The 23672-nt window shown below is 64.9% G+C and carries 24 protein-coding genes; 15 read left to right on the top strand and 9 right to left on the bottom strand.

The features are described 5' to 3' along the window. From sufC to F7P65_RS21930, 7 genes are all read left to right on the top strand, one after another. Window positions 1–747: a Fe-S cluster assembly ATPase SufC gene (gene sufC, locus F7P65_RS02480; protein ID WP_150290157.1), complete on the top strand. Its 747-nt coding sequence runs from the start codon at window positions 1–3 to the stop codon at window positions 745–747. Then, window positions 744–1496 carry a SufD family Fe-S cluster assembly protein gene (locus F7P65_RS02475; protein ID WP_150290156.1) on the top strand — a complete coding sequence of 251 codons (753 nt, stop codon included), beginning with the start codon at window positions 744–746 and terminating at the stop codon, window positions 1494–1496. Before sufC ends, F7P65_RS02475 begins: the two co-directional genes overlap by 4 nt. Then, a complete protein-coding gene (locus F7P65_RS02470) occupies window positions 1493–2704 on the top strand; it encodes a cysteine desulfurase (RefSeq protein WP_150290155.1) in 1212 nt (403 codons plus the stop codon). The genes F7P65_RS02475 and F7P65_RS02470 overlap by 4 nt, the downstream gene beginning before the upstream one ends. Further along, window positions 2697–3161, top strand: a complete 465-nt coding sequence (locus F7P65_RS02465) for an SUF system Fe-S cluster assembly protein (RefSeq protein ID WP_150290154.1) — start codon at window positions 2697–2699, stop codon at window positions 3159–3161. Before F7P65_RS02470 ends, F7P65_RS02465 begins: the two co-directional genes overlap by 8 nt. After that, complete coding sequence (locus tag F7P65_RS02460) at window positions 3161–3520, top strand: HesB/IscA family protein (protein WP_150290153.1); 360 nt, start codon at window positions 3161–3163, stop codon at window positions 3518–3520. The genes F7P65_RS02465 and F7P65_RS02460 overlap by 1 nt, the downstream gene beginning before the upstream one ends. Before the next feature lie 24 nt (window positions 3521–3544). After that, window positions 3545–4342: a Rossmann-fold NAD(P)-binding domain-containing protein gene (locus tag F7P65_RS02455; RefSeq protein ID WP_150290225.1), complete on the top strand. Its 798-nt coding sequence runs from the start codon at window positions 3545–3547 to the stop codon at window positions 4340–4342. 93 nt (window positions 4343–4435) lie between these two features. Continuing rightward, window positions 4436–4591 (top strand): hypothetical protein, encoded by a 156-nt coding sequence (locus tag F7P65_RS21930; RefSeq protein ID WP_162854515.1) that lies wholly within the window; start codon window positions 4436–4438, stop codon window positions 4589–4591. On the opposite strand, the gene F7P65_RS02450 is transcribed toward F7P65_RS21930, so the two are convergent. Together F7P65_RS02450 and F7P65_RS02445 are read right to left on the bottom strand one after the other, a co-directional pair. Beyond that, entirely contained in the window at window positions 4588–5481 is an 894-nt protein-coding gene (locus tag F7P65_RS02450; protein ID WP_150290152.1) for a DMT family transporter, read from the bottom strand. The two genes, F7P65_RS21930 and F7P65_RS02450, sit on opposite strands and share 4 nt — an antisense overlap. Continuing rightward, entirely contained in the window at window positions 5478–6494 is a 1017-nt protein-coding gene (locus F7P65_RS02445; RefSeq protein ID WP_150290151.1) for a threonine aldolase family protein, read from the bottom strand. The genes F7P65_RS02450 and F7P65_RS02445 overlap by 4 nt, the downstream gene beginning before the upstream one ends. Window positions 6495–6642: 148 nt before the next feature. Between F7P65_RS02445 and F7P65_RS02440 the strand changes: the two genes are divergently transcribed. Then, window positions 6643–7734, top strand: a complete 1092-nt coding sequence (locus F7P65_RS02440) for a branched-chain amino acid aminotransferase (protein WP_150290150.1) — start codon at window positions 6643–6645, stop codon at window positions 7732–7734. Between the two features lie 145 nt (window positions 7735–7879). After that, window positions 7880–9088, top strand: coding sequence for a UbiH/UbiF/VisC/COQ6 family ubiquinone biosynthesis hydroxylase (locus tag F7P65_RS02435; RefSeq protein WP_150290149.1), 1209 nt, complete (start codon window positions 7880–7882; stop codon window positions 9086–9088). Between the two features lie 5 nt (window positions 9089–9093). On the opposite strand, the gene F7P65_RS02430 is transcribed toward F7P65_RS02435, so the two are convergent. After that, window positions 9094–9606 carry a cytochrome b gene (locus tag F7P65_RS02430; protein ID WP_150290224.1) on the bottom strand — a complete coding sequence of 171 codons (513 nt, stop codon included), beginning with the start codon at window positions 9604–9606 and terminating at the stop codon, window positions 9094–9096. Window positions 9607–9626: 20 nt separating this feature from the next. After that, window positions 9627–11570: an acetate--CoA ligase gene (gene acs / locus F7P65_RS02425; protein WP_150290148.1), complete on the bottom strand. Its 1944-nt coding sequence runs from the start codon at window positions 11568–11570 to the stop codon at window positions 9627–9629. A 181-nt stretch (window positions 11571–11751) separates the two neighbouring features. On the opposite strand from acs, the gene F7P65_RS02420 reads away from it, so the two are divergent. Further along, window positions 11752–12423: a glutathione S-transferase family protein gene (locus tag F7P65_RS02420; protein WP_150290147.1), complete on the top strand. Its 672-nt coding sequence runs from the start codon at window positions 11752–11754 to the stop codon at window positions 12421–12423. Window positions 12424–12453: 30 nt separating this feature from the next. Here the strand turns inward: F7P65_RS02420 and F7P65_RS02415 are convergent, their stop codons facing one another. Further along, window positions 12454–13620, bottom strand: a complete 1167-nt coding sequence (locus F7P65_RS02415) for a GGDEF domain-containing protein (RefSeq protein WP_150290146.1) — start codon at window positions 13618–13620, stop codon at window positions 12454–12456. Between the two features lie 78 nt (window positions 13621–13698). Then, on the bottom strand, window positions 13699–14580 hold the full coding sequence (locus F7P65_RS02410; RefSeq protein ID WP_150290145.1) for a LysR substrate-binding domain-containing protein: 882 nt from the start codon (window positions 14578–14580) through the stop codon (window positions 13699–13701). Window positions 14581–14919: 339 nt separating this feature from the next. Between F7P65_RS02410 and F7P65_RS02405 the strand changes: the two genes are divergently transcribed. The 3 genes from F7P65_RS02405 (at window position 14920) to F7P65_RS02395 (ending at window position 19584) form a co-directional block, all read left to right on the top strand. After that, window positions 14920–17214: a CDC48 family AAA ATPase gene (locus F7P65_RS02405; protein ID WP_150290144.1), complete on the top strand. Its 2295-nt coding sequence runs from the start codon at window positions 14920–14922 to the stop codon at window positions 17212–17214. 135 nt (window positions 17215–17349) lie between these two features. Next, entirely contained in the window at window positions 17350–17982 is a 633-nt protein-coding gene (locus F7P65_RS02400) for a class I SAM-dependent methyltransferase (RefSeq protein WP_150290143.1), read from the top strand. 336 nt (window positions 17983–18318) lie between these two features. Continuing rightward, entirely contained in the window at window positions 18319–19584 is a 1266-nt protein-coding gene (locus F7P65_RS02395) for a glutamate-5-semialdehyde dehydrogenase (RefSeq protein WP_150290142.1), read from the top strand. Window positions 19585–19671: 87 nt separating this feature from the next. Here the strand turns inward: F7P65_RS02395 and kdsA are convergent, their stop codons facing one another. Beyond that, window positions 19672–20496: a 3-deoxy-8-phosphooctulonate synthase gene (kdsA, locus tag F7P65_RS02390; RefSeq protein WP_150290141.1), complete on the bottom strand. Its 825-nt coding sequence runs from the start codon at window positions 20494–20496 to the stop codon at window positions 19672–19674. Window positions 20497–20501: 5 nt separating this feature from the next. Beyond that, window positions 20502–20795, bottom strand: a complete 294-nt coding sequence (locus tag F7P65_RS02385; protein ID WP_150290140.1) for a hypothetical protein — start codon at window positions 20793–20795, stop codon at window positions 20502–20504. Between the two features lie 22 nt (window positions 20796–20817). On the opposite strand from F7P65_RS02385, the gene F7P65_RS02380 reads away from it, so the two are divergent. Both F7P65_RS02380 and F7P65_RS02375 read left to right on the top strand, forming a co-directional pair. After that, on the top strand, window positions 20818–21945 hold the full coding sequence (locus F7P65_RS02380) for a hypothetical protein (protein WP_150290139.1): 1128 nt from the start codon (window positions 20818–20820) through the stop codon (window positions 21943–21945). Continuing rightward, the gene (locus F7P65_RS02375; RefSeq protein ID WP_150290138.1) at window positions 21942–23321 is read left to right on the top strand and encodes a cytochrome P450; all 1380 of its coding nucleotides are present in this window, start codon (window positions 21942–21944) and stop codon (window positions 23319–23321) included. The genes F7P65_RS02380 and F7P65_RS02375 overlap by 4 nt, the downstream gene beginning before the upstream one ends. 40 nt (window positions 23322–23361) lie before the next feature. Here F7P65_RS02375 and F7P65_RS02370 read toward each other — a convergent pair whose 3' ends face one another. Then, window positions 23362–23643, bottom strand: a complete 282-nt coding sequence (locus F7P65_RS02370; RefSeq protein ID WP_150290137.1) for a hypothetical protein — start codon at window positions 23641–23643, stop codon at window positions 23362–23364. Between the last annotated feature and the right edge of the window lie 29 nt (window positions 23644–23672).

The following is a 23672-nucleotide window of genomic DNA, read 5'->3' as shown; positions in this document are numbered from 1 at the left end:
ATGCTGACGATTGAGAACCTGACCAACGAGATTGACGGCAAGGCGATCCTGAAAGGACTTTCGCTCTCCATCAACGCGGGCGAGATCCATGCGATCATGGGGCCGAATGGCGCGGGCAAGTCAACCTTGGCCTATACGCTGGGCGGCCGTCCGAACTATGAAGTGACCGGCGGCACCGCGACCTTCGAGGGCGCCGACCTGTTCGAAATGGAACCGCATGAGCGCGCCGCTGCTGGCCTGTTCCTCGGCTTCCAATATCCGGTCGAGATTCCGGGCGTCTCCAACCTGCAATTCCTGCGCGAGAGCCTCAATTCGCAGCGCAAGGCGCGGGGCGAGGAGCCGCTCTCGGGCGGCGAGTTCATCAAGCTCGCCAAGGAGAAAGCGGGCCTGCTCGGCCTCGACATGGAGATGCTGAAGCGGCCGGTGAATGTCGGCTTTTCAGGCGGAGAGAAGAAGCGCGCCGAAATGGTGCAGATGGGCATTCTCGACCCCAGGCTGGCGATTCTGGACGAGACCGACTCCGGCCTCGACATCGACGCGCTCAAGATCGTGGGCGCGGGCATCAACGCCATCATGCGCAAGCCCGACAAGGCGGTGCTGCTGATCACCCACTATCAGCGTCTGCTCGACTATGTGAAGCCGGACTTCGTGCATGTGCTGGCGGCGGGCCGGATCGTGAAGTCGGGCGGCCCCGAACTGGCGCTGGAACTGGAGCGCGAGGGCTATGCCGAGGTGGTGGCCGCGTGACCACGCTCACCCTTCCCACGCGCAAGTCGGAAGAATGGCGCTACAGCGACCTCGACGCGCTGGCCGCCATCTGGCCGACGCCCGCGCCGACGCGCATCGATGTCGCCGCTGGGGAAAGTGCGCGCCACCATCTGTTGCAGGACGCGGCTGACGGCGCGGCGGCGGTGCATGATTATGCGATCAGCATCGCGGACGGGGCGCGCTGCGACTTCCATGTCCTCAACATTGGCGGCAAATTCGGCCGCGTGACCTTCACCGTCACGCTGGGAAGGGGCGCGCATTTCGAGCTGAACGGCGCGATCATCGGCGGCGGTGAGCAGACGCTGGAGATCGTCACCGCCGTCACCCATGCCGAACCCGATGCGACCAGCGGCCAGACGATCCGCTCGATCCTGGGCCAACGCGCCACCGGCAGCTATCTCGGCTCCATCAATGTCGCCCGCGATGCGCAGCGCACCGACGCCTTCCAGTCGGTCAAGGCGATGCTGCTCGACCGCACCGCCACGGCCAATGCCAAGCCGGAGCTGGAAATCTACGCCGACGACGTGAAATGCGCCCATGGCGCGACGGTGGGCGAGTTGGACAAGCAGGCGCTCTTCTACATGGCCTCGCGCGGCATGGATCCGGTGACGGCCAAGACGCTGCTGCTGAAAGCCTTTGTCGCGGGCGTGTTCGACGATGTGGCCGACGAAGCGGTCAAGGACAGCCTTGAAGCTGCCGCGCTCGCCAAGCTGGAGACGCTGGTATGAGCGACCTCGCCCAAGCGCTGCGGCTGCGGGATGATTTCCCCGGTGTCGGCAACTGGCATTATCTCGACAGCGCCGCCACCGCGCAGAAGCCCAATGCGGTGATCGACGCCATCGCCCGCGCCTATGGCCCGGATTATGCGACGGTCCATCGCGGCGTCTATGAGCGTTCGGCGAACATGACGCTCGCCTATGAAGCGGCGCGCCGCAAGGTCGCGAGCTTCATCGGCGCGGCGTCGGACAGCGAGATTGTCTATGTCCGCGGCGCGACCGAGGGCATCAACCTCGTCGCGCAAAGCTGCGTAGGCTCGCAACTCAAGGCAGGCGACCGCATCCTGCTCTCGATGCTCGAGCACCACAGCAATATCGTCCCCTGGCAGATCATCGCCGAGAAAGTCGGGGCCGCGATCGACGTCGTGCCGTTGACGGCGGACGGCAAGATCGACCTCGACGCCATGGCCGCGATGATCACCCCCGCGCACAAGATGGTCGCGCTGGCCCATGTGTCGAACGTGCTGGGCAGCGTGCTCGACGTCCGTCGCGCCGCCGACATCGCGCACAGCGTCGGCGCGAAGATCCTGATCGACGGCTGCCAGGCCGTGCCGCGCCTGGCCGTCGATGTGCAGGCGCTGGACTGCGATTTCTACGTCTTCTCCGCGCACAAGCTCTACGGCCCGACCGGCATCGGCGCGCTCTGGGGCCGCAAGGAATTGCTGGACGCCATGCCGCCCTATCAGGGCGGCGGGTCGATGATCGACAAGGTGACGTTCGAGAAAACCACCTACGCCCCGGCGCCGACCCGGTTCGAGGCGGGGACGCCGCATATCACCGGCGTTGTCGGCCTCTCTGCCGCCATCGATTATGTGCAGGCCATCGGTCTCGATACGATCCATGCCCATGAATGCGCGCTGGTCGGGAAGGCGCGCGCTGCGCTGGAAAGCCTGAACAGCGTCCGCGTCTTCGGGCCGGAGGATAGCGCGGGCATCCTCTCCTTCGAGGTGGACGGGGTGCATCCGCACGATGTCGGCACCATATTGGACGAAACGGGTGTCGCGATCCGGGCCGGGCATCATTGCGCCCAGCCGCTGATGCGCCATCTGGGCGTCGAAGCGACTGCGCGGGCCAGCTTCGGCATCTACAGCGATGACAGCGATGTCGATGCGCTGGTCAAAGGCATTGAACGAGTGAGGAAAATCTTCGCCCATGACTGAAGTGAATCGCGAAGAGCGGAAGATATTTGTGGAAGAGGTCGAGGCCGTGGACGCCCCGCCCAAGGCGCGCGTCGATGAGGAACCGCGTCAGCGCGACTATCTCGACGGCTTCCTGAGCGCCAAGCCCAGCGAAACGCCCAGGGGCGAGCCGGGCGGCAGCGTCTATGACGGCGTGATCGATGCGCTGAAGGAAATCTACGACCCGGAAATCCCGGTCAATATCTACGATCTGGGCCTGATCTACGGCGTCGATGTGACGGAGGACGGCCATGTGGTCGTCACCATGACGCTGACCACGCCGCATTGCCCGGTCGCCGAATCCATGCCCGGCGAAGTCGAACTGCGCGTCGGCGCGGTGCCGGGCGTAGGCGATGCGCAGGTGAACCTCGTCTGGGACCCGCCATGGGACCCGCAGAAAATGTCGGACGAGGCCAAGCTCGAACTGGGAATGCTCTGATGACCGCCGAGACGAAAATCCGCGCCCGCCCCGCCGCCGTCATCCTGACGTCCAGCGCCGAGCAGCGCATCGCGGATCTGATGGCGCAGGCCCCCGAAGGAACCATCGGCGTCAAGTTGTCGACGCCACGCCGGGGTTGTTCGGGCCTTGCCTATTCGGTCGACTATGTGAGCGAGGAAGCCAAGTTCGACGAGAAGATCGAAACGCCCGGCGGCGTCTTTTACATCGACGGTGCCTCGGTCCTCTATCTGGTCGGATCGACGATGGATTGGGTGGAGGATGATTTCACCGCCGGCTTCGTCTTCAACAATCCCAATGCCAAGGGCAGCTGCGGCTGCGGCGAGAGCTTCACGGTTTAGGACCATCATGCTCCTGGGATGACGATGCCCCATATGCTGATCCTGGGGATGGGTTACACAGCGTCCCGCCTCGCCCTATGCCTGCGCGCCGAGGGCTGGCAGGTCACCGGCGTCCGCCGCACAGCCGATGCCGAAGCCCTTGCCTTCGACGACGAACGCGCGATCCGCGCCGCCCTCGCGCAAGCCACTCACATCCTCTCCTCCGTCCCGCCGGAAGGCGATGCCGATCCCGTCCTGACCCGCTACGGCGCGGCCATCGCCGCCGCGCCCGCCCTCTGGACCGGCTATCTCTCCTCGACCGGCGTTTATGGCGATGCGGCGGGGGCCTGGGTCGATGAATCCAGCCCGGCCGGCTTGGGCCGCCGCGCCGCCCGCGCCCAGGCCGATATGGACTGGGGGACGCTGCGCCCGGATATGCGCCGCTTCCGCCTGCCCGGCATTTACGGTCCCGGCCGCTCGGCCCTCGACCGGGTGCGCGAAGGGCGGGCGCACCGCATCGACCTGCCCGATCAGATCTTCAGCCGCGCCCATGTCGATGACATCGTCGCGGGCGTTATCGCCTCCCTCCACCAAGGTCCGTCCGGCATCTACAATCTCTCGGACGATCTGCCCTGCGCGCAGAACCGGCTGATCGAGGCCGCCTGCGACCTGCTTGGCCGGCCCCTGCCGCCGCTTCTGACACTGGCGGAAGCGCAACTCTCCCCCATGGCGCGGTCCTTTTATGCCGAAAATCGACGGGTCGCGAATGGCCGCGCCAAGCGTCTGCTGGGCTGGTCGCCCCGCTACCCCACCTATCGCGAAGGGCTGCGCGCCTGCCTTTGACGCAGCTCGCCGCAAAGCGGGAATATCGCTAACCCCTTCTTAACCATCCGTGTCCGACATGCGGTCCTGTCAGCTTTGCATGAGGACAGGCACATGGACCGTTTCGATCACGCCTTCACCGCCCTGGGCCAGCGCATCAATGGCCTGTCCATGCCCCAACGCGCCGCGTCCACGCCGGTCCCGCTCACCAGCCTGATCGACAGGGTGAACGCGGCAAAGCGGCTCTATCAGCCGGGCGTCCGCCGTTAGACCCGCTTGGTCCTGAGCGCCACCACCATTCCGATAATCGCCAGCAGCGCGCCCGCGCCTGCCAGCGCGGTCCAGCGATAGCCCTCGACCAGGGTCGAGATCAGCATGGCCAGCACCGGGATCAGCACGCTGCTATAGGCGGCCCGCCCCGCTCCCATGTGCTGGATCAACCGGAAATAGAGCGGAAAGGTCACCACCGATCCGGCCAGCGCCAGCCATGCGATCCCCGCCAGATAGGCCGGCCGGGCTTCAAATAGCGGCGGTCCGGTCGTCACCCACGCGAACAGCGCATCCACCCCCGCGCCGATCAGCATCGCCCAGGTCAGCACCGCCACCATAGGCAGCCGCCGGGCGATCTTCGTCCCCTGCATGACATTGGCGGCGGACGCGCTCATCAGTCCGGCAATGGAAAAGGCCGCGCCCAGCAGCACCTGGTCCGGGCGCACGCTCGCCGCATGATATTCATGCGCCAGCATCAGCGCGATGCCGGCCAACGCGACCACCGATCCGGCGACGAAAGCCCGGCTCACCGGCTGGCGGAAGAAGAGGAAGCTCATGATGCTGTTGGGGATCAGCAGCATCGCATAGACCACCGCCACCACGCCGGACGTCAGATAATGTTCCGCGCGATAGACGAAGTTGAAGTTCAGCACGAACTGCGCCACGCCCAGCAGCCCGGCAAAGGCCAGCCCCTTGCCGCCGATATTCAGCGACACGCCGCGCATTCTGGCGAAGATCGCCATGGCCACGCCAGCCAGCAGGAAGCGATAGCAGACCGACCAGCTTGCCGGCACGCTGCCCAACTGGTCGCGGATCACGATCCAGGTCGAGCTCCAGATCAGCGTGACCAGGATGAAGGGTAGAACGATGCCGCCCTTGCCGTGCGTCATGCCGCCAACGCCCGCAACGCATCGGCCAGAGGCTGAACGCTGGCGGCATCCTGGGACCAGTTGGTGACCAGACGCGCCGCGCCTTCACCCCAATCGTGGAAATCGAAGCCTTGCGCGCGCAGGGCTGCTGCTTCTCCCGCCGTCAGCCGGATGAACAGCTCATTGGCCTCCACCGGATGTATCAACCGCCTCTCGGCTCCCGCCGCAAGCGCCCGCGCGGCCGCATTGGCGGCCCGGCCATTGCGCAGCCACAGATCGCCCTCGACCATCGCCAGCAACTGTGCCGCCAGATAGCGGCCCTTGGAGGAGAGGTGTCCGGCCCGTTTGCGCCAGCGCGCCGCCTCGGCCGCCCGGCCTTCCGCCCGGTCTCCGAAAAAGACCAATGCTTCGGCGATCATCCCACCATTTTTGACGCAGCCGAAGGACAGGATGTCGACCCCCGCCCGCCACGTCACATCGCCCGGATGACAGCCCAGATGCGCCACCGCATTGGCGAAGCGCGCGCCGTCCATATGAAAGCCCAGCCCTTCGCTTTGCGCCACCGCGCCCAGCGCCGCCACCTCATCGGGCGTATAGGCCAGCCCATATTCGGTCGCCTGGGTGATGCTGATCGCGCGGGCAGGCACCTGATGCACATCGGGCCGGATCGCCCTCAACCGTTCGGTCACGGCGTCGGGCGACAATTTGGCGCCCTGACCGGGCAGCGTCATCAGGCTTGCGCCATGGGTGTAGAAGCCCGGCGCGCCGCATTCGTCGACGGCGATATGCGCCTCGTCATGGCAGATGATGCCGCCATAGGGCGGGCAGAGACAGGCCAGCGCGATGCTGTTCGCGGCGGTTCCGGTGGCGATCCACAACACCGTGGCGGAGGTTCCGAACAGGTCGGAGAAGGCGCCGTTGAGCCGGGCGCTCCACTGGTCGCCGTCATAGCCATGGTCGGCGCGGTCGGCCGCCATCATGGCTACCATGACGTCTGGGCACACCGGCGTCGCATTGTCGGAAAAAAAGTGCATGGAAAGGGGGATAATCGGCCCTTGGCAAAGCGCAAGCGGGGACGGTGAGGCCAATTGCGCACCAATGGCCTTAAACGGTTTGCGTAATATTGTTTCAAAGCGCCAACTGTGACATAGGCGGCCCCGTCCAACCAAAGGAGCTTATATCATGGACGTCCAGCAGACATCGCGCTTCACCGTCACCCGCAACAGCCAGGCTGTATCGGCTGACCAGCGCGCCGTACTGCTTTCGGATCCGGGGTTCGGACGCCTCTTCACCGATCATATGGTCACGATTCGCTATACCGAGGGGCAGGGCTGGCACAGCCACGCCATCGGCCCGCGCGCGCCGTTCCAGCTCGATCCGGCGTGCGCCGTGTTGCATTATGCGCAGGAAATCTTCGAAGGCATGAAGGCTTACCGTCTGGAAGATGGCAGCATCGCCATGTTCCGGCCGGAGGAAAATGCCCGCCGCTTCGCCGAATCGGCCGAACGTCTGGCGATGCCGGTCCTGCCGGAAGATCTCTTCATGGAAGCGATCGAGGAACTGGTGAAGATCGACGCCGACTGGATTCCGGGTGGTGAAGGCAGCCTGTATCTGCGCCCCTTCATGTTCGCGAGCGAGACCTTCCTGGGCGTACGCCCGTCCAACGAATATATTTTCTGCGTCATTGCCTCGCCCGCCGGCGCCTATTTCAAAGGCGGCAAGAAGGCGGTCACGCTCTGGGTGTCGGAACATTTCACCCGCGCGGCGCGGGGCGGCACCGGCGCCGCCAAATGCGGCGGCAACTATGCCGCGTCGCTGGTCGCGCAAAAGGAAGCCGGCAAGCATGGCTGCGATCAGGTCGTGTTCCTCGACGCCGCGGAAAACAAGTGGGTCGAGGAACTGGGCGGCATGAACGTCTTCTTCGTGATGGATGATAATTCGATTGTCACGCCGCCGCTGTCCGGCACCATCCTGCCGGGCATCACCCGCAACAGCCTGATCGACCTCGCCCGCGCCAAGGGACATGAGGTGCGGGAGGAGTTGTACAGCTTCGCCCAGTGGCGCGCCGACGCGCAGAGCGGCAAGTTGCGCGAGGCCTTTGCCTGCGGCACTGCCGCGGTCGTCACCGCGATCGGCACGGTGAAGAGCGTCGAGGGCGACTTCACCATCGGCAATGGCGATGGCGGCATCGTCACCGAAACGCTGCGCGCGGAACTGACGGGCATCCAGCGCGGCACGGTGGCCGATCCGGCGAGCTGGGTGCGCAAGCTGTAATATCATCGCGCTCGGCCTTCGACCGATCACAAGTGGGTTTCGCTCAGGCGCCGCCTCTTCGCGAGACAAGGCATCGCCCCCGCATTCCCGTCGAATGCGGGGGCGATGCTTTTCAAACGGATGGAGAGCGCCTAGAAGAACCGCCATGCAACGGTTCGACGTGGTAATATTGGGTGGCGGTCTTGTCGGCCTGACCCTTGGCATCGCTCTGTCCGGCCATGGCGTGCGCTGCGCCGTGATCGATCCGGCCAATCCCGTGGAGACGACCGCCGCCGGTTTCGACGGTCGCGTGTCGGCCATTTCCTCGACCAGCTATGCCATGCTCTCGGCCATTGGCGTGGCGGAACATCTGCATGGCAAGGGTTGCCCGATCGACCGCATCTGGGTCAGCGACGGCCTGGAACCGGGCGCGCTCGACTTCGCGCCGGATGAGGATGACGGCGTGATGGGGATCATGTTCCCCAATCGCGACCTGCGCGTCGCCCTGGCCCAAACGGGGAGCCAGGCGGAAAACCTCACCCGCTTTCAGCCCGACCGGGCCACGCATGTCGACCGCAATGCCGACGGCGTGACGCTGACGCTGGCGAGCGGCGAGACGATTCATGGCGCGCTGCTGGTCGCCGCCGAAGGGCGCAACAGCCCGACCCGCGAGGCGGCGGGCATCCGCACCACGCGCTGGAATTACAAGCATGTGGCGATGGTGACGGCCATCGACCATGCGGTGCCGCACGCCAATACGGCCTATGAAATCTTCTATCCCGGCGGCCCCTTCGCGCTGTTGCCGATGTTGCCGGGCACCCGTTCCGCCATCGTCTGGACCGTGCCGACCGAGCAGGCGCCCGCCATGCTCAAATTGGCGGAGCGCGCATGGCTGGCCGAAGCGCAGAAGCGCATGGGCGGTTTCCTGGGCGACATCAAGCTGGCCGGGCCACGCTCCAGCTATCCGCTCGGCTTCCATCATGCCGCGCGCATCACCGACACCCGGCTCGCGCTGGTGGGGGACAGTGCCCATGCCATTCACCCGATTGCGGGGCAGGGCCTCAATCTGGGCTTCCGCGATGTCGCCTCGCTGGTCGAGGTGCTGGTCGAGGGCATGCGGCTGGGCCTCGATCCGGGCGATGCGCAGCTGCTCGCCCGCTATCAGCGCTGGCGGGGGCTGGATGCGATGATGACCAGCGTCGCGATGGACGGGCTGGTGCGCCTGTTCGATGTGCCCGGTCGCATTCCCTCGCTCGTCCGCCGGGCCGGGCTGGCGGCGGTGCAGCGCACGTCCTTGCTCAAGAATCGCTTCATGGCGGAGGCGCGAGGGAAATCGGGCGCGCTTCCCCGGCTGCTCACGGGGGAAATGGTCTGATTGCATCAGATCATCCGCCGCAGCACGCTGTCCTTCAGGATGAAATGATGGCGCAGCGCCGCCAACACATGCACGACGATCAGTGCCGCCCAGACGAAGGCCAATATCTCATGGGTCTCGCCTGAAATCCCGACGATCGCATCGCCTTTCGACACGGCGAATTTCGGCACGTCGAACAGGAAGAACCAGTTCAGGGGCCGGCTGCCGGCGGAAGACATGATCCATCCGGTCAGCGGCATGACCAGCATGAACGCGTAAAAGGCGAAATGCGTGGCATGCGCCGCCCCCTTTTCCCACGCCGGCATGGCGGCGGGAAGGGGCGGCGCCTTGCGGGTGAACCGCCACAAGACGCGTCCTATCGTCAGGGCCATCACCGTCAGTCCGACAGACTTGTGGACGGGCATGACCTTCCAGTCTTTGGGCAAGGCCTCATGCGCGAAGCCCAGCACAAGATTGAAGAGGATCAGGATCGCCAGGATCCAGTGCAGCGTGCGGGCAAGGCTGTTATAGCGATCCACCGGCATTTCCCTGTCCGTTTTCACCGCTGCCGATTGGCGACCAGATTATCCACCACCGACGGATCGGCCAGGGTGCTGGTGTCCCCCAGCGCCTGAGCGGAGACCTCGCCCTCTGCGATCTTGCGCAGGATGCGGCGCATGATCTTGCCGGACCGGGTTTTGGGCAGGCCGGGCGCGAACTGGATGACGTCCGGCGTGGCGATCGGCCCGATTTCGGCGCGCACCCAGGCGATCAGCGCCTTGCGCAGTTCCTCGCTGGCTTCCTCGCCGCTGTTGAGCGTCACATAGGCGTAGATGCCCTGACCCTTGATGTCGTGGGGCATGCCGACCACGGCCGCTTCGGCGACCGCCTCATGCAGCACCAGCGCGCTTTCCACCTCGGCTGTCCCCATGCGGTGGCCCGACACGTTGATGACGTCGTCGACGCGCCCGGTGATCCAGTAATAGCCGTCCGCATCGCGCCGCGCACCGTCTCCGGTGGTATATTTGCCGGGGAAGGTCGTGAAATAGGTCTGGAAGAACCGCTCATGGTCGCCCCAGACGGTGCGCATCTGCCCCGGCCAGCTGCCCGCGATGACGAGGTTGCCCTCCGCCGCGCCGCCGAGCACATGGCCTTCGCTGTCCACGATCTGCGGCACCACGCCGGGCATCGGCAAGGTGGCGGAACCGGGCTTGAGGTCGGTGGCCCCCGGCATCGGCGCGATCATCGCCGCGCCGGTCTCGGTCTGCCACCAGGTGTCGATGATCGGGCAGCGGTCCTCGCCCACGACATGATGATACCATCGCCACGCTTCCGGGTTGATCGGCTCGCCCACCGTGCCGAGCAGGCGGAGCGACTGGCGGCTGGTGGAATGGACGAAATCGTCGCCTTCCTTCATCAGCGCGCGGAGCGCCGTGGGCGCGGTGAAGATGGTCTGCACCTTATGGCGGTCGACCACCTCCCAGATGCGGCTGGGCGTGGGGTAATTGGGCACGCCCTCATACATCAGCGTGGTCGCGCCGTTCGCCAGCGGGCCATAGACGATATAGCTGTGCCCCGTGACCCAGCCGATGTCGGCGGCGCACCAGTAGATGTCGCCAGGCCGATAGTCGAAGCACAGCTCATGGGTCAGGCTGGCCCACAGCAGATAGCCGCCCGTCGTGTGCAGCACGCCCTTGGGTTTGCCGGTCGAACCGGAGGTATAGAGGATGAACAGCGGGTCTTCAGCCTTCATCGGCTCCGCCGGACAGTCGGCGGCGACCTTCGCGGCTTCCTCGTGCAGCCACAGGTCGCGGCCTTCGGTCATGCCGATCGCGCCGCCGGTCGCCTTGACCACGACGACCTTCCTGACGTTCGGACATTCCTTCAACGCCGCATCGACATTGGCCTTGAGCGGCACGTGCTTGCCCGCGCGGCGGCCTTCGTCGGCAGTGATGACCAGCGTCGAATCGCAGTCGACGATGCGCCCGGCCAGCGCCTCGGGCGAGAAGCCGCCGAACACCACCGAGTGGATCGCGCCGATCCGCGCGCAGGCGAGCAGGGCAAAGGCGGCTTCCGGGATCATCGGCAGATAGACGGTGATGCGGTCGCCCTTCTTCGCGCCGGCCTCTTTCAGCACATTGGCGAAGCGGCAGACCTCTTCATGCACCTGGGCATAGGTGTAGCGGCGCGGCTCTGCGTCAGACGAGTCCGGTTCCCAGATGATGGCCGTCTGGTCGCCGCGCTCGGCCAGATGCCGGTCGATGCAGTTGGCGCTGACGTTGAGCACGCCATCGGCAAACCATTGCACCCCGAAATCGGCTTCGGCAAAGCTGCTCTCATTGGCCTTGGTCGGGAACCGTACCCAGTCCAGCCGCTTCGCCCGCTCCAGCCAATAGCCGTCCGCATCCCCGATCGAGCGTGCGTAATCCGCTGCACGCCCCTCCCGGTCGAGCAGCGCCGAGGCCGCCCACTCAGCAGGAACCGGGAAAAAATCGTCAGACATGCAGCATCCTTTCCTTTGCGAAATCCTCGCTTCGCGTCGCTTCTAGTGACTGACCGCAGCGACCGGAAGTCCGGATTATTCGATCGTCCTGTGCAATTAGGCGGCGTCGTCCCGCAAATAAGCAGGATCATCCCATTTGCCGCTTTCCGCGCCGCCCTGCTCGGCCTAACAGGAGGGGAATATGTGGCAACTTTTCCAATTTCCGCTCTGCCCCTTCTCCCGCAAGGTCCGCCTGCTGTTGGGGGAAAAGGGCATCGGCTACGATTTGGTGCGCGAATCGCCCTGGGCGATGCGCGATGAATTTCTGGATCTCAATCCTGCCGGCACGACGCCGGTGATGGTGGACGAGGAAAAGGGCATCACCCTGATCGACAGCCAGGCGATCTGCGAATATTTCGAGGAAACGGTCGAAAAATTCCCGCTGATTTCCGGCACGGCGGCGGGACGGGCCGAAGTGCGTCGGCTGACGGCCTTTTTCGATCAGAATTTCTACGGCGATGTCGTCGGCCCTCTGCTGCACGAGCGGATGAAGAAGCGCCTGATCGAGCGCGCGCCGCCAGACGCCCGCGTCCTGCGGGAGGCGATGAAACGCGCCAACGTCCACATGGACTATATGGACTATCTGCTGGACCATCGCAGCTGGATGGCGGGCGGCACGCTCAGCTTGGCCGACATCGCGGCGGCGGCGCATCTGTCCGTGGCCGACTATCTGGGCGGCATCGACTGGGCGGGGCATGAAACGGTGAAGCGCTGGTATGCCGGCTTCAAGTCGCGCCCGTCCTTCCGGCCCCTGCTGTCGGAGCGGATGGAGGTGATCACGCCGCCGCCCCATTATGAGAAGCCGGATTTCTAAAGCTTATGCCCCCCCCTCCATTTGGGGGGATCAATCGCCTTCCGCTGCCAGATATACCCGGTTGCGGCCATGTTCCTTGGCCAGATAGAGTGCGCGGTCCGCGGCTTTCAGCGCGGCGCGCGCGTCTTCATAGGCCAGGACATTGGCGACCCCGGCGGAAAAGCTCACCCGTTCCATCCGCTCGCCATTGGATCGGTTGACCAGGCTGCGCGTCGACAGGTCGTGCCGCACGCCATCCACGGCCTCGCACGCTTCGGGCGCTGTCTTGCCGCGGAACAGCATGACGAACTCCTCGCCGCCATGGCGGGCGACATGACATTGGTCATTGCTGGCGCGGGATAGCAGCCCGGCCACGAATTTCAGCACCCGGTCACCGGTGTCATGGCCATGGGTATCGTTGATCAGCTTGAAATGATCGATGTCGCAAAAGGCGACGGCCAGCGCCTGGCCCTGTTCCTGCGCCAGCTTCAGCTCATCGCGCAGCACGCCTTCGAAGGCGCGACGGTTGGGCAGGCCGGTCAGATGGTCATGTTCCGCAGCGCGGCGCGCGCTGTCCAGATTGGACTTGAGCAACTGGGTCTGTTTCTGATTGTCGCGCAGCTGGGTTTCCACCTGGCGCGTCTTTTCCACCATGGAACGGGTCAGCGCGACCAGTCGCGTCAGCACCGGCTGGTTGTCCGCGCCCGCCGACAGGCCCTTGACCTCTTCCTGCAGGGCCGCGCCGTAATCCTTGGCGGAATTGCGCGATTCGGTCATGAGACCGGTGACCTGGGCCAGATTTTCCTCGACCTTGTCGAGCATGGTGGCGAGCGCTTCGGGGGTGATCTCATCGGCGCGCTGCTCGGCGGCGACGCTCTCGACCCAGCCATTGGTGATCTTGCCGCGCTCGGTCAGCACGGCCTTCACCGCCTTCTCCACGCCGATATGCGCACCGGTCAGATAGTCATGGGCGACGCCGAAATTGAGCGGCGTCAGGTCCAGGTCATGGGCGAACAGGAAGTCGCCAATATCCTCATAAAGCTTGCGTCTGCGGGTGATTTCCCGGTTGTTCGCGCTGCCTGACCGGGCGCGCTGAGGTTCCGGCGGTTCGTCCGGCTCCTCGGTGTCGGCCTTCCCCGAAAGGCCTCGGGCCCAGCGGGCGAGACGATCGGTCAGGCCGTGCTGCGCATTGGCGTTGGATGATGATGCCCCAGTCATGACCGCTAATACGGCGGCAGCGAAACAAGGTTAAGACGCACCGACGAAGAATCGGGATAAATGTCGCTATTCCGGCCTTTATATGTCCGCGCCGATGAGCCAGTCGCGGAAAATTCGCACCGCGCGGGTCTGCAACGCCCGGGGACGGCACACGAAATAATAGCGATAGGGGCTTTCGACCTTGGTGGTCGGGAACAGGCGGATCAGCCGAGGATCGCCCGACTCATTATAATGGCTGGCGTGCATCACCGCGACGCCCAGCCCTTGCGCTGCCGCCTCCAGCATGAGTTGCCCCGAATCATAATTGTCCACCGCCAGCGGTTGCAAATCGGGCAGGCCGACCGCTTCCTTCCACGCGTCGAACGCCAGCACCATGTCGCGATGCAGCAGGACCGTATGATTGGCCAGTTCCTGCGGGGAGGTCAGCGCATTGGGCGCCTCCAGCAGCGCCTTGCGCCCGATCAGATAGACCTCGTCATGATCCAGTTCATGGGCGTAGAGCGCCGGATCGATGTCCTTGGCCAGCACGATCGCCGCGTCGAGCCCTTCGCCCAGCCGCGCTACGGCATAGGGGGTGGTTTCGATGTCGATATGCAGTTGCGGATGCCGTTGCCGCAGCGCGCCCAGATGGGGAAACAGCCTCTGCGTCGCGAACAGCGGCATCACCGCCAGGCGCAGGCGCAGCTGGTTGCCGCCGCTCTGGATATTTTCCAGCGCCTGGCTCAGCGAATCCAGCGCCGGGGCAATGTCGTCCAGCAGCCGCTGACCGTCGGCATTGATCTCCAGCGCCTGATGCTTGCGGTCGAACAGCGGACGGCCGATGAACCGTTCCAGCGCCTGAACCCGGCGGCTGAGCGCCGGCGTGGAGAGCGCCAATTCCTCGGCGGCCGCCTTGACCGAGCCAAGGCGGGCGACCTGCACAAAGGCCTCCAGGGCCGTAAGGGGCGGCAATCTACGCATAAACAATCGATTTCATCTGACCGATCCCGCTGCGACGCATCATTGTCCTTCTCGAACGGCGCGCGGTCCGGCTTTCCAGCATCCTCATTCCACTGAGCAGCAAAAAGGGGCGGTTGGCAAGATGCAAAAAATGCAACTCCTCGATTCTTTTCGCACTTGCGAAAATACATATTGCGCCGCACATAGGAAAGGCCTTTCAGGCATCCTCTCCTATAAACTTTCCGGGCTGGCCTTCGGGCTGGCCCTTTTTTTATTCCTTTCGCGATCCACCGCGCCCCCTTTTGTTCGGCTGCGACGTTTCCTATCTCGTTACGCAGCGACAAGAAATGGGGATGGCGAGTGGCTGAGGAAGAAAGCACGGGACGCAGGATCCAGGTGGCCAATGCGCGGCCGGAAGACGCGGGGCGCGGCCTTGCGCGGCTGCCGATGGCGGTCATGGCGGAACTGCATCTGGCCGAAGGCGATGTGATCGAGATCGTGGGCAAGCGGGCGACTCCGGCCCGCGTAGTGCGACCCTATAAGGAAGATGAGGGGCTGGATGTCCTTCGCCTCGACGGGCTTCAGCGGGCGAATGCAGGCGTCGGCTCCGGCGATTTCGTGCAGATCAAAAAGGTCGAACCCCGCCCCGCGCAACGGGTTGTTTTCGCACCTGCACAAAATAATTTACGGCTTCAGGGCAATCCCGACGCGCTGAAACGGGTGTTCTTCCAGCGTCCACTGGCTTCCGGCGACATCGTTGCCACAGCGGGACAGCAGCAGGTGCCGCCGGGCGATATGCCGCCGCATCTGCGCCAGATGCTGGCCGCGCCCGCTTATGCCCTTCAGGAAATCCGGTTGGTGGTGGTGTCCACCGTGCCCAAGGGCTTCGTCCATATCGACGCGGATACCGAGGTCGAACTGCGCGCCGAATATGAGGAGCCGCGCGACATGCGCCGCGCCGATGTCACCTATGACGATGTCGGCGGCATGGCGGAGGCGATCGACCAGCTTCGCGAGATGGTCGAGCTGCCTCTGCGCTATCCCGAACTGTTCGAACGGCTGGGCGTGGATCCGCCCAAGGGCGTCCTGCTCCACGGCCCGCCGGGAACCGGCAAGACCCGTCTTGCCCGCGCCGTCGCCAATGAATCGGAAGCCGAATTCTTCCTGATCAACGGCCCGGAGATCATGGGGTCGGCCTATGGCGAGTCGGAAAAGCAGTTGCGCGAGATTTTCGAGGCGGCCGCGAAATCCGCGCCGTCGATCCTGTTCATCGACGAGATTGACTCCATCGCGCCCAAGCGCGGCAATGTCACCGGCGAGACGGAAAAGCGGCTCGTCGCGCAATTGCTGACCTTGATGGATGGTCTGGAGCCGCGCACCAACCTTGTCGTCATCGCCGCGACCAACCGGCCCGAGGCAATTGACGAGGCGCTGCGCCGCCCAGGTCGTTTCGACCGCGAAATCATCGTCGGCGTTCCCGACGAGCGCGGGCGGCGGGAGATATTGGGCATCCACACCCGCGGCATGCCGCTGGGCGACAAGGTGGACCTCTCCGAACTGGCGCGGATGACCTACGGCTTTGTCGGCGCCGATCTGGCTGCCCTGACTCGAGAGGCGGCGATCGAGACGGTGCGCCGTTTCATGCCGCGCCTCAATCTGGAGGAAGGGACGATCCCGCCCGATGTGCTGGAGGAACTCTCCGTCACGCGGGAGGATTTCATGGCCGCGATCAAGCGCGTCCAGCCTTCCGCCATGCGCGAGGTGATGGTGCAGGCACCGAATATCGGCTGGTCCGATATCGGCGGTCTGGACGATGCGCAGATGCGGCTGAAGGAAGGGGTCGAGCTGCCGCTCAAGGACCCCGAGGCATTCCGCCGCATCGGCATCCGCCCGGCCAAGGGCTTCCTGCTCTACGGCCCGCCCGGCACCGGCAAGACTTTGCTGGCGAAAGCGGTGGCGCGCGAAGCGCAGGCCAATTTCATCGCGACCAAATCGTCCGACCTGCTCAGCAAATGGTATGGGGAGAGCGAGCAGCAAATTGCCCGTCTTTTCGCCCGCGCGCGGCAGGTAGCACCGACCGTCATCTTCATCGATGAGCTGGACAGTCTGGTTCCGGCGCGCGGCGGCGGGCTGGGCGAACCGCAGGTGACGGAGCGGGTGGTGAACACCATCCTCGCGGAGATGGACGGGCTGGAGGAACTGCAATCGGTGGTTGTCATCGGCGCCACCAATCGGCCGACGCTGGTCGATCCGGCGCTGCTGCGGCCGGGGCGGTTCGACGAGCTGATCTATGTGCCTGTGCCGGACAAGGCCGGTCGCAAGCGCATCCTGTCCATCCACACGGGCAAGATGCCGCTGGCGGAGGATGTCGATCTGGACCTGTTGGCCGAACGGACCGAGCGGTTCACCGGCGCCGATCTGGAGGATCTCGTGCGTCGCGCGGGTCTGATCGCATTGCGCGAGTCTTTGTCTGTCGACAAGGTGACGCAGGCTCATTTCGAAGCGGCGCTGGAGGATACCCGTGCTTCCGTCACGCCCGAAATGGAACGCGAATATGAACAGATTCAGGCCACGCTCAAGCAGAGCGTGATGCAGGTCGATCCCATCGGCTTTGTCGCGCCGGGCATGTTGCGCGCGCGCGGCACGAAGAGCTGATCGAAAGCGGGCGGGGAAGGGGCATCCTTTCTCGCCCGCTTCGCCATTCAAAGTACCGCATTTCGCCGCGAAGGCGCTTGCAAGCCCGGCGGATTTTTGCGAGTCGGGCGTATGAAGGCAGACAGGCGAGAATTGATGGCCTCCATCCCCTTGAAGACAAAGAATGCGGTCCGGCCCTCCACTTTCCTCGCGCAATGGGGGATGTTTTTCCGGCAGTTCGTCAAGCATCCGGGCATGATCGGGTCGATCATGCCCTCGTCGGCCTCGCTGGTCGATGCGATGCTGGCGGATGTCGATTGGGTCCATACACGGCTGTTCGTGGAATATGGACCGGGGGTGGGCACCTTCACGCGGACCGTTCTGGAGCGGATGCACCCGGAGGCGACCTTGCTGGCGATCGATCTCAACCTCGATTTCGTCGCCTTCCTCGAAGCGCAGATCGACGATCCCCGCCTGCGCGTCGTGCATGGATCGGCGGCCGATGTGCGCCGCTTCATCCGGGAGGCCGGCCATCGCCAGGCGGACTATATTCTCTCCGGCATTCCCTTCTCCACCCTGCCCGACGGCATGGGGGAGGATATTTGCGCGGAAACGCGGGCCGCGCTGAAACCGGACGGGGCATTCCTGGTCTACCAATATTCGGCCTATATGCGCCGCCTGCTCTCGCCGCAGTTCGAGGAACTGAACGAACGGGTTGAATGGCGCAACATCCCGCCCTGCCGCATGTTCACCGCGACGAAACGGGAAATGCTGGCCCAGGCGGCCTGATCCGTTCGCGTCGCCTCCAGAATATCGCGCAAAAAAGGGATGCGACAACGGAGAATGAGCGCGCCCGCCTCGCATCCGATCGAATGCGGCGCGCTCTGAAATTTCGCGATGTTGGCCGGGAATTTTCGCGTTTGCGCGCGCGTATACCCCAATCTGGGTATGCGCGTGTCGGACCTCGCCGCTACGCCTGAGAAAGAGGCAGTTTCCGCTGCCTGCCGGCGGCCGGGCCATTTGCGACCCATGGCCCGGTCGTCGGCTACTGGCTTTTGCGGGGGCGACGGTTTCGCTTTGGCGTGCTTTCATGATAAGGCCCGCGCACAATAAGCGAGACACCCCATGAACGACCTGACCCAGACCCCTGAAATGCTGATCGCGACCATGGGCGCGCGGGCGCGCTCGGCCGCCGTCGTGCTGGCATCGACCAGCGATGCGCAGAAGATCGATGCCTTGCGCCGCGCCGCGCAGGCGTTGCGGGATCAGGCGCCGCAGATCATTGCCGCCAATGCCCGCGACATGGAAAATGCCGCCGCCAACGGCCTGTCGCCGGCCATGCTGGATCGGCTGCGGCTGGATGAGGACCGCATCGCCGCCACTGCGGCGGGCGTGGATCAGGTCGCAACGCTGGTCAATCCGCTGGGCAGCGTGATCGACAAGCAGGTTCGCCCCAACGGCATGGAACTGTCCCGCGTCCGCGTGCCGCTGGGCGTGATCGGCATCATTTATGAAAGCCGCCCCAACGTGACCGCCGATGCCGCCGCGCTCTGCCTGCGCGCGGGCAATGCGGTGCTCCTGCGCGGCGGCAGCGAGGCGAAGGAAAGCAACCGTGCCATCCATGCCGCCATGGCGGAGGGCATCGCCGCCGCCGGTCTGCCCGCCGACGCGGTCCAACTGGTGCCGACCACCGACCGCGCCGCCGTAGGCGCGCTGCTCAAGGCATCGGACTATATCGACCTGATCGTGCCGCGCGGCGGCAAGAGCCTGGTCGCCCGCGTGCAGGAAGAGGCACGCGTGCCCGTGCTCGCCCATCTCGACGGCATCAACCACAGCTATGTGGACGGTGCGGCCGACCCTGACATGGCGCAAAAGCTGGTCGTGAACGCCAAGATGCGCCGCACCGGCATTTGCGGCGCGACCGAGACGGTGCTGATCGACACGGCGTTCGGCGCCGCGCCCGCCATTGTGAAGGCGCTCCTCGACGCCAAGTGCGAAGTGCGCGGCGACCAGGCGGTACAGGCGATGGACAGTCGCGTTGCTGCTGCTGCGGACGAGGATTGGGATACCGAATATCTCGACGCCATCGTCTCGGTGCGCATGGTCGACGGGCTGGACGCGGCGCTGGCCCATATCGCCACCCATGCCAGCCATCACACCGATGCGATCGTGACCGAGGACGCGGAAAAGGCTGAGCGCTTCCTGAACGCGGTCGACAGCGCCATCGTGATGTGGAACGCGTCCACCCAGTTCGCGGACGGCGGCGAGTTCGGGCTGGGGGCCGAGATCGGCATCTCGACCGGCCGTCTCCATGCCCGCGGTCCGGTCGCGCTGGAGGGACTGACGACCTATAAGTGGTTGGTGCGCGGCACGGGCCAGACCCGGCCCTGATGCTTATATCAATCCGCTGAGATGCTGACGCATCACGGATTGGAAATGCTCAAGCGCCGCACGGGCTTGACCAAGGCGGTGAGGGGGTTACCCCTTCACCGCCGCATCGATCGCCTTCAACGTCTCCAGCAACGGCCCGACCCACTCGACCGGCAGCATCACCGGCCCATCGGACGGCGCATTGTCGGGATCGTCATGCGCCTCGGCAAAAACCGCCGCGACCCCCGCCGCCACGGCACTCCGCGCCAGCACCGGCGCAAAGTCCCGCTGCCCACCCGAGGCTGAACCCAGCCCGCCCGGCTGCTGCACCGAATGGGTTGCATCGAACACCACCGGATAACCCGTTTCCGCCATCACCGGCAGCGACCGCATGTCGCTGACCAGCGTGTTGTAACCGAAGCTCGCCCCGCGTTCGGTCAGCAGGATGCGTTCATTGCCGGTCGAGGCAAGCTTCTGCGCCACCGCCGCCATGTCCCAAGGGGCGAGAAACTGCCCCTTCTTGACATTGACGACCGCGCCGGTCCGTCCCGCCGCCAGCAGCAGGTCGGTCTGCCGGCAGAGAAAGGCCGGGATTTGCAGGATGTCCACCGCCTCCGCCGCCGCCGCGACCTGATCCGCTTCATGCACGTCAGTCAGCACCGGACAGCCGAAATGCGCCCTCACCTCGGCCAGGATCGCCAGCCCCGCATCGATCCCGACGCCCCGCTGTCCGGACACGGATGTCCGGTTCGCCTTGTCGAAGGAGGATTTGAAAATGAAGGGCACGTCCGCCTTCGCGGCCGCGTCCGACAGCCGCTCCGCCATCATCATCGCGTGGTCGCGGCTCTCGATCTGGCAGGGGCCGGAGATCAGGACGAAGGGCAGGTCGTTGCCGACCGTCACCGGCCCGATGGAAACATGCTTGGATTTCATGCCGCTCACTTCGGCGCTTTTGCGAAGCGGCGCAAGAGCTGCCCCCGCCACAGCCCCTTGCCGGGATGATAATTCCAGCAGAACCAGCCGAAACACAGGCACGCGAGCAGCGAAGGCAGCGCCATGGGATCGCCTTCGCCCTTCATATGCCGGTAAAAGGCCATGTCCGCCCGCCACCGGTCCCGCTCGCTGCCGCCCCCGTTGATGCCATAGGCATTGTCATGGCGCCGGCATCCGATGTTTCGGTTGTATTTGCGGTGGTCTATGAAATAGCAGTAGTCGCGTTCGGGTGTCGTCATGGCCCGATGTGGAACAGGGGCCATGGAAAAGTTCAAGCGTAAACTCTTCTACCTTGGCGGATTCGACCCGCGCGGGGTGCGTTTCTATCACCAGATGTACCGCGAGCAGGCGCAAACCTATACGCGTCTGTCCGGTGAGCAGGTGGAGGTCGGCGCGCGCCGGTCCGGCCCGGTTTCGTCCGCCCTCTGGACCATCACCAACCACAGTGCCGAAGTCGAGACCGACTATGAATTCCTCCGTTGGGAGGATCTGGTGGGCAAGGTGTGGATTCGCAATCCGCTGCTGCTCGCATGGCGCTCCATTGCCACCTACGGCGCCCATGCCCGGCACATGCAGTTCCTGCGGATGCGGAAGCTGCGCCAAGGCCCAGTGATCACCATCCTCTATCCGCCGGTGCTGGCTGTGCTGATCCCGGTGGTCCTCGCGCTGATCCCCGCTCTGCTGCTGTCGCTGCTGCTTCCTTTCTGGGCATCGGCGCTGATCGGCATCGCCGTTAGCGCGGCTTTGTCCGGCCGTCTGCTCAACAAGTTGATCGTGCCCTGGCTGCTGCGTTTCATGTACTACAACCACACGGTCGCGGCCGAGGGACCGGGTGCGGAGATGAACGCCCGCCTCGACCAGTTCGCCGCCCGCATCGTGGAGCAGATGGACGGCCCCTATGACGAGGTGATCTTCGCTTCGCACAGCAACGGTACCATCTATGCGATGAGCGTCCTGCGCCGCATCCTCGACCTGCGCGGGGACAGGCCGCTGCCTGACAATTTCACCGTCCTCACCCTGGGGCAGGTCGTCCCGGTGATTGCGCTGCGCAAGGATGCGCGCTGGTATCATGCCGATCTGAAGGCCCTGGACGACAAGCATTTCCGGCTCGTCGACTTCTCCGCCCCCCCGGACGGCGCGGCTTATTATGACGTCCACCCGATCCGGCTGGTGTCGGACCGATGCGCCGCCCGCGTCGACCTGCTCTCGCCGCGCTTCCACCTCTTCTACGATCCGGAAAATTATCATGGGGGCTGGTCCAACAAATATGAGGCGCATTTCGACTATCTGCGCGTGGGCGACCGCCTCTCGCCGGTGGATTATGTCAGCCTTACCGCAGGCCGCCGCACCGTCGACCAGGCCATAGCGCAGTTCAGGACCATCCCGTGACGGAGCCCTTCACCCCGCCCTATCCCGAACCGCCCCGCACCAAGCGCGGCCTGATGAAGCGGTTCCTGCGCGGCTGGCATAGCTGGATCCATGTGCTGTTCGAGAAGAGCTACACGATGAAGCTGGGCGAAATCCGGATGCCTGGCCAGACCATGTATATCGCCAATGAACTGCCGCTGGTGGACAGGATCCTGCGCGGCGGCACGGCCTTCCCCAAGCATCGCGAACTGGTCCGCAACCTGTCGCCGCTGATCGGCAACAGCGTGTTCTCGGCCAATGGCGAGGATTGGGAAAGCCAGCGCGCGATGGTGAACCCGGCCTTCGCCCATACCGCGCTCAATCGCTCCATGCCGCTGATGGTGGCCGCCGCCGACGACCTGCTGGCCCGCCTCGACGCGGCGGATCGCGGCAAGCCGGTCGACATCGACCCCATGATGACCCATGTGGCGGCCGACATCATCTTCCGCACGCTGTTTTCGCAGGCGCTGGACGAACATCGTTCCAACATCATCCACACTGCCTTCGGCAAGTTCCAGCGCCTCGCCCACAGCGCGTCGATGCTGCGCCTCTACGGCGCGCCCGCGCGTTGGTTCGAGCAACGCTCTCTCAAGCCCGCCAAGGCGATCCACGACGTCTTCCGCCCCATCGTCGAGGCCCGCCATGAGGGGTATCACCAACGCGGCGAAGCGCCCCATCGCGACATCCTCCAGTCGCTGATCGAGGCGAAGCATCCCGAAACTGGCGAACCCTTCACCCTGCAACAGGTGATGGATCAGGTCTCGACCATTTTCCTCGCGGGCCATGAAACCTCTGCCAGCACCATGACCTGGGCGCTCTACATGCTGGCCGAATGCGCCCATATCCAGAACGTTGCCCGCGCCGAGGTGGAGCAGATTGCCGGAAACGCCCCGCTCGACGCCGCGATGCTCAAGGACATGGGCGCGATCCGCAACATCTTCCGCGAAACGCTGCGGCTTTACCCGCCGGTCGCTTTCTTCCCGCGCGAAGTGCCGTGTCCCATGCCGATGCGCGACAAGCAGTTGGAGGAGGGCGCGATGCTGGTCGTCGCCCCTTGGCTAACCCAGCGCAACCGGGACAATTGGGCTTGCCCCCACAGCTTCGATCCCGAGCGTTTCGATGACCCCGCCAATGCGGAGATGGTGAAGCAGGCCTGGTTCCCCTTCGGCCGGGGACCGCGCGTCTGCATCGGCGCGGGCTTCGCCCAGCAGGAGGTGATGACCGTGATCGCCAGCGTCGTGCGACGCTATCGCCTGTCTGTGCCCAGGGGCTTCAGGCCGGAGCCGATCAGCCGCCTGACCATCCGGCCAAGGACAGGAATGAAGCTGATGTTCGAGGCGGTTTCGTCCGAGGCGTGACGGCCTGGGGCGGAGACTTGGAAAGCCATCGGGGCGCCCATCACCCTCCGATCCGCCCGGCCACTCGTTGTCGCAGATAGCGCCGCTTCAGCACCACGCTCGTCACCAGCAGCGGCACGCCCATCATCACGCACAGCGCCCCCAACATCGGCGGCCACAAGCCGAACAGGCTGTGCACCTTCAGCGCTGAAGGCGTCAGCAGCAACAGGAATCCCGCCGTCAGCAGCCATAGCCTCCAACGGCGAGGGCGCACCGCGATCATGCGCAGCTCATGCCGGTGCGCCTTGCGGCCTTCCTTCGTCGTCAGGTCGTGCTGCTTCATGGCTGATAATGAAGCGGAAAAATCCTGCT

Origin of the sequence: Sphingobium estronivorans, from assembly GCF_008692605.1 — a bacterium.
GTDB classification, from domain to species: Bacteria; Pseudomonadota; Alphaproteobacteria; order Sphingomonadales; family Sphingomonadaceae; genus Sphingobium; species Sphingobium estronivorans.
The sequence above is the reverse complement of the archived record's forward strand: the minus strand, read 5'-3'. Positions and strand labels throughout refer to the sequence as shown.

Coding starts and splice junctions, on each gene's coding strand:
- sufC (WP_150290157.1), top strand. CDS start 1: ATGCTGACGATTGAGAACCTGACCAACGAGATTGACGGCAAGGCGATC.
- F7P65_RS02470 (WP_150290155.1), top strand. CDS start 1,493: ATGAGCGACCTCGCCCAAGCGCTGCGGCTGCGGGATGATTTCCCCGGT.
- F7P65_RS02465 (WP_150290154.1), top strand. CDS start 2,697: ATGACTGAAGTGAATCGCGAAGAGCGGAAGATATTTGTGGAAGAGGTC.
- F7P65_RS02460 (WP_150290153.1), top strand. CDS start 3,161: ATGACCGCCGAGACGAAAATCCGCGCCCGCCCCGCCGCCGTCATCCTG.
- F7P65_RS02455 (WP_150290225.1), top strand. CDS start 3,545: ATGCCCCATATGCTGATCCTGGGGATGGGTTACACAGCGTCCCGCCTC.
- F7P65_RS21930 (WP_162854515.1), top strand. CDS start 4,436: ATGGACCGTTTCGATCACGCCTTCACCGCCCTGGGCCAGCGCATCAAT.
- F7P65_RS02450 (WP_150290152.1), bottom strand. CDS start 5,481: ATGACGCACGGCAAGGGCGGCATCGTTCTACCCTTCATCCTGGTCACG.
- F7P65_RS02445 (WP_150290151.1), bottom strand. CDS start 6,494: ATGCACTTTTTTTCCGACAATGCGACGCCGGTGTGCCCAGACGTCATG.
- F7P65_RS02440 (WP_150290150.1), top strand. CDS start 6,643: ATGGACGTCCAGCAGACATCGCGCTTCACCGTCACCCGCAACAGCCAG.
- F7P65_RS02435 (WP_150290149.1), top strand. CDS start 7,880: ATGCAACGGTTCGACGTGGTAATATTGGGTGGCGGTCTTGTCGGCCTG.
- acs (WP_150290148.1), bottom strand. CDS start 11,570: ATGTCTGACGATTTTTTCCCGGTTCCTGCTGAGTGGGCGGCCTCGGCG.
- F7P65_RS02420 (WP_150290147.1), top strand. CDS start 11,752: ATGTGGCAACTTTTCCAATTTCCGCTCTGCCCCTTCTCCCGCAAGGTC.
- F7P65_RS02415 (WP_150290146.1), bottom strand. CDS start 13,620: ATGACTGGGGCATCATCATCCAACGCCAATGCGCAGCACGGCCTGACC.
- F7P65_RS02410 (WP_150290145.1), bottom strand. CDS start 14,580: ATGCGTAGATTGCCGCCCCTTACGGCCCTGGAGGCCTTTGTGCAGGTC.
- F7P65_RS02400 (WP_150290143.1), top strand. CDS start 17,350: ATGGCCTCCATCCCCTTGAAGACAAAGAATGCGGTCCGGCCCTCCACT.
- F7P65_RS02395 (WP_150290142.1), top strand. CDS start 18,319: ATGAACGACCTGACCCAGACCCCTGAAATGCTGATCGCGACCATGGGC.
- kdsA (WP_150290141.1), bottom strand. CDS start 20,496: ATGAAATCCAAGCATGTTTCCATCGGGCCGGTGACGGTCGGCAACGAC.
- F7P65_RS02385 (WP_150290140.1), bottom strand. CDS start 20,795: ATGACGACACCCGAACGCGACTACTGCTATTTCATAGACCACCGCAAA.
- F7P65_RS02380 (WP_150290139.1), top strand. CDS start 20,818: ATGGAAAAGTTCAAGCGTAAACTCTTCTACCTTGGCGGATTCGACCCG.
- F7P65_RS02370 (WP_150290137.1), bottom strand. CDS start 23,643: ATGAAGCAGCACGACCTGACGACGAAGGAAGGCCGCAAGGCGCACCGG.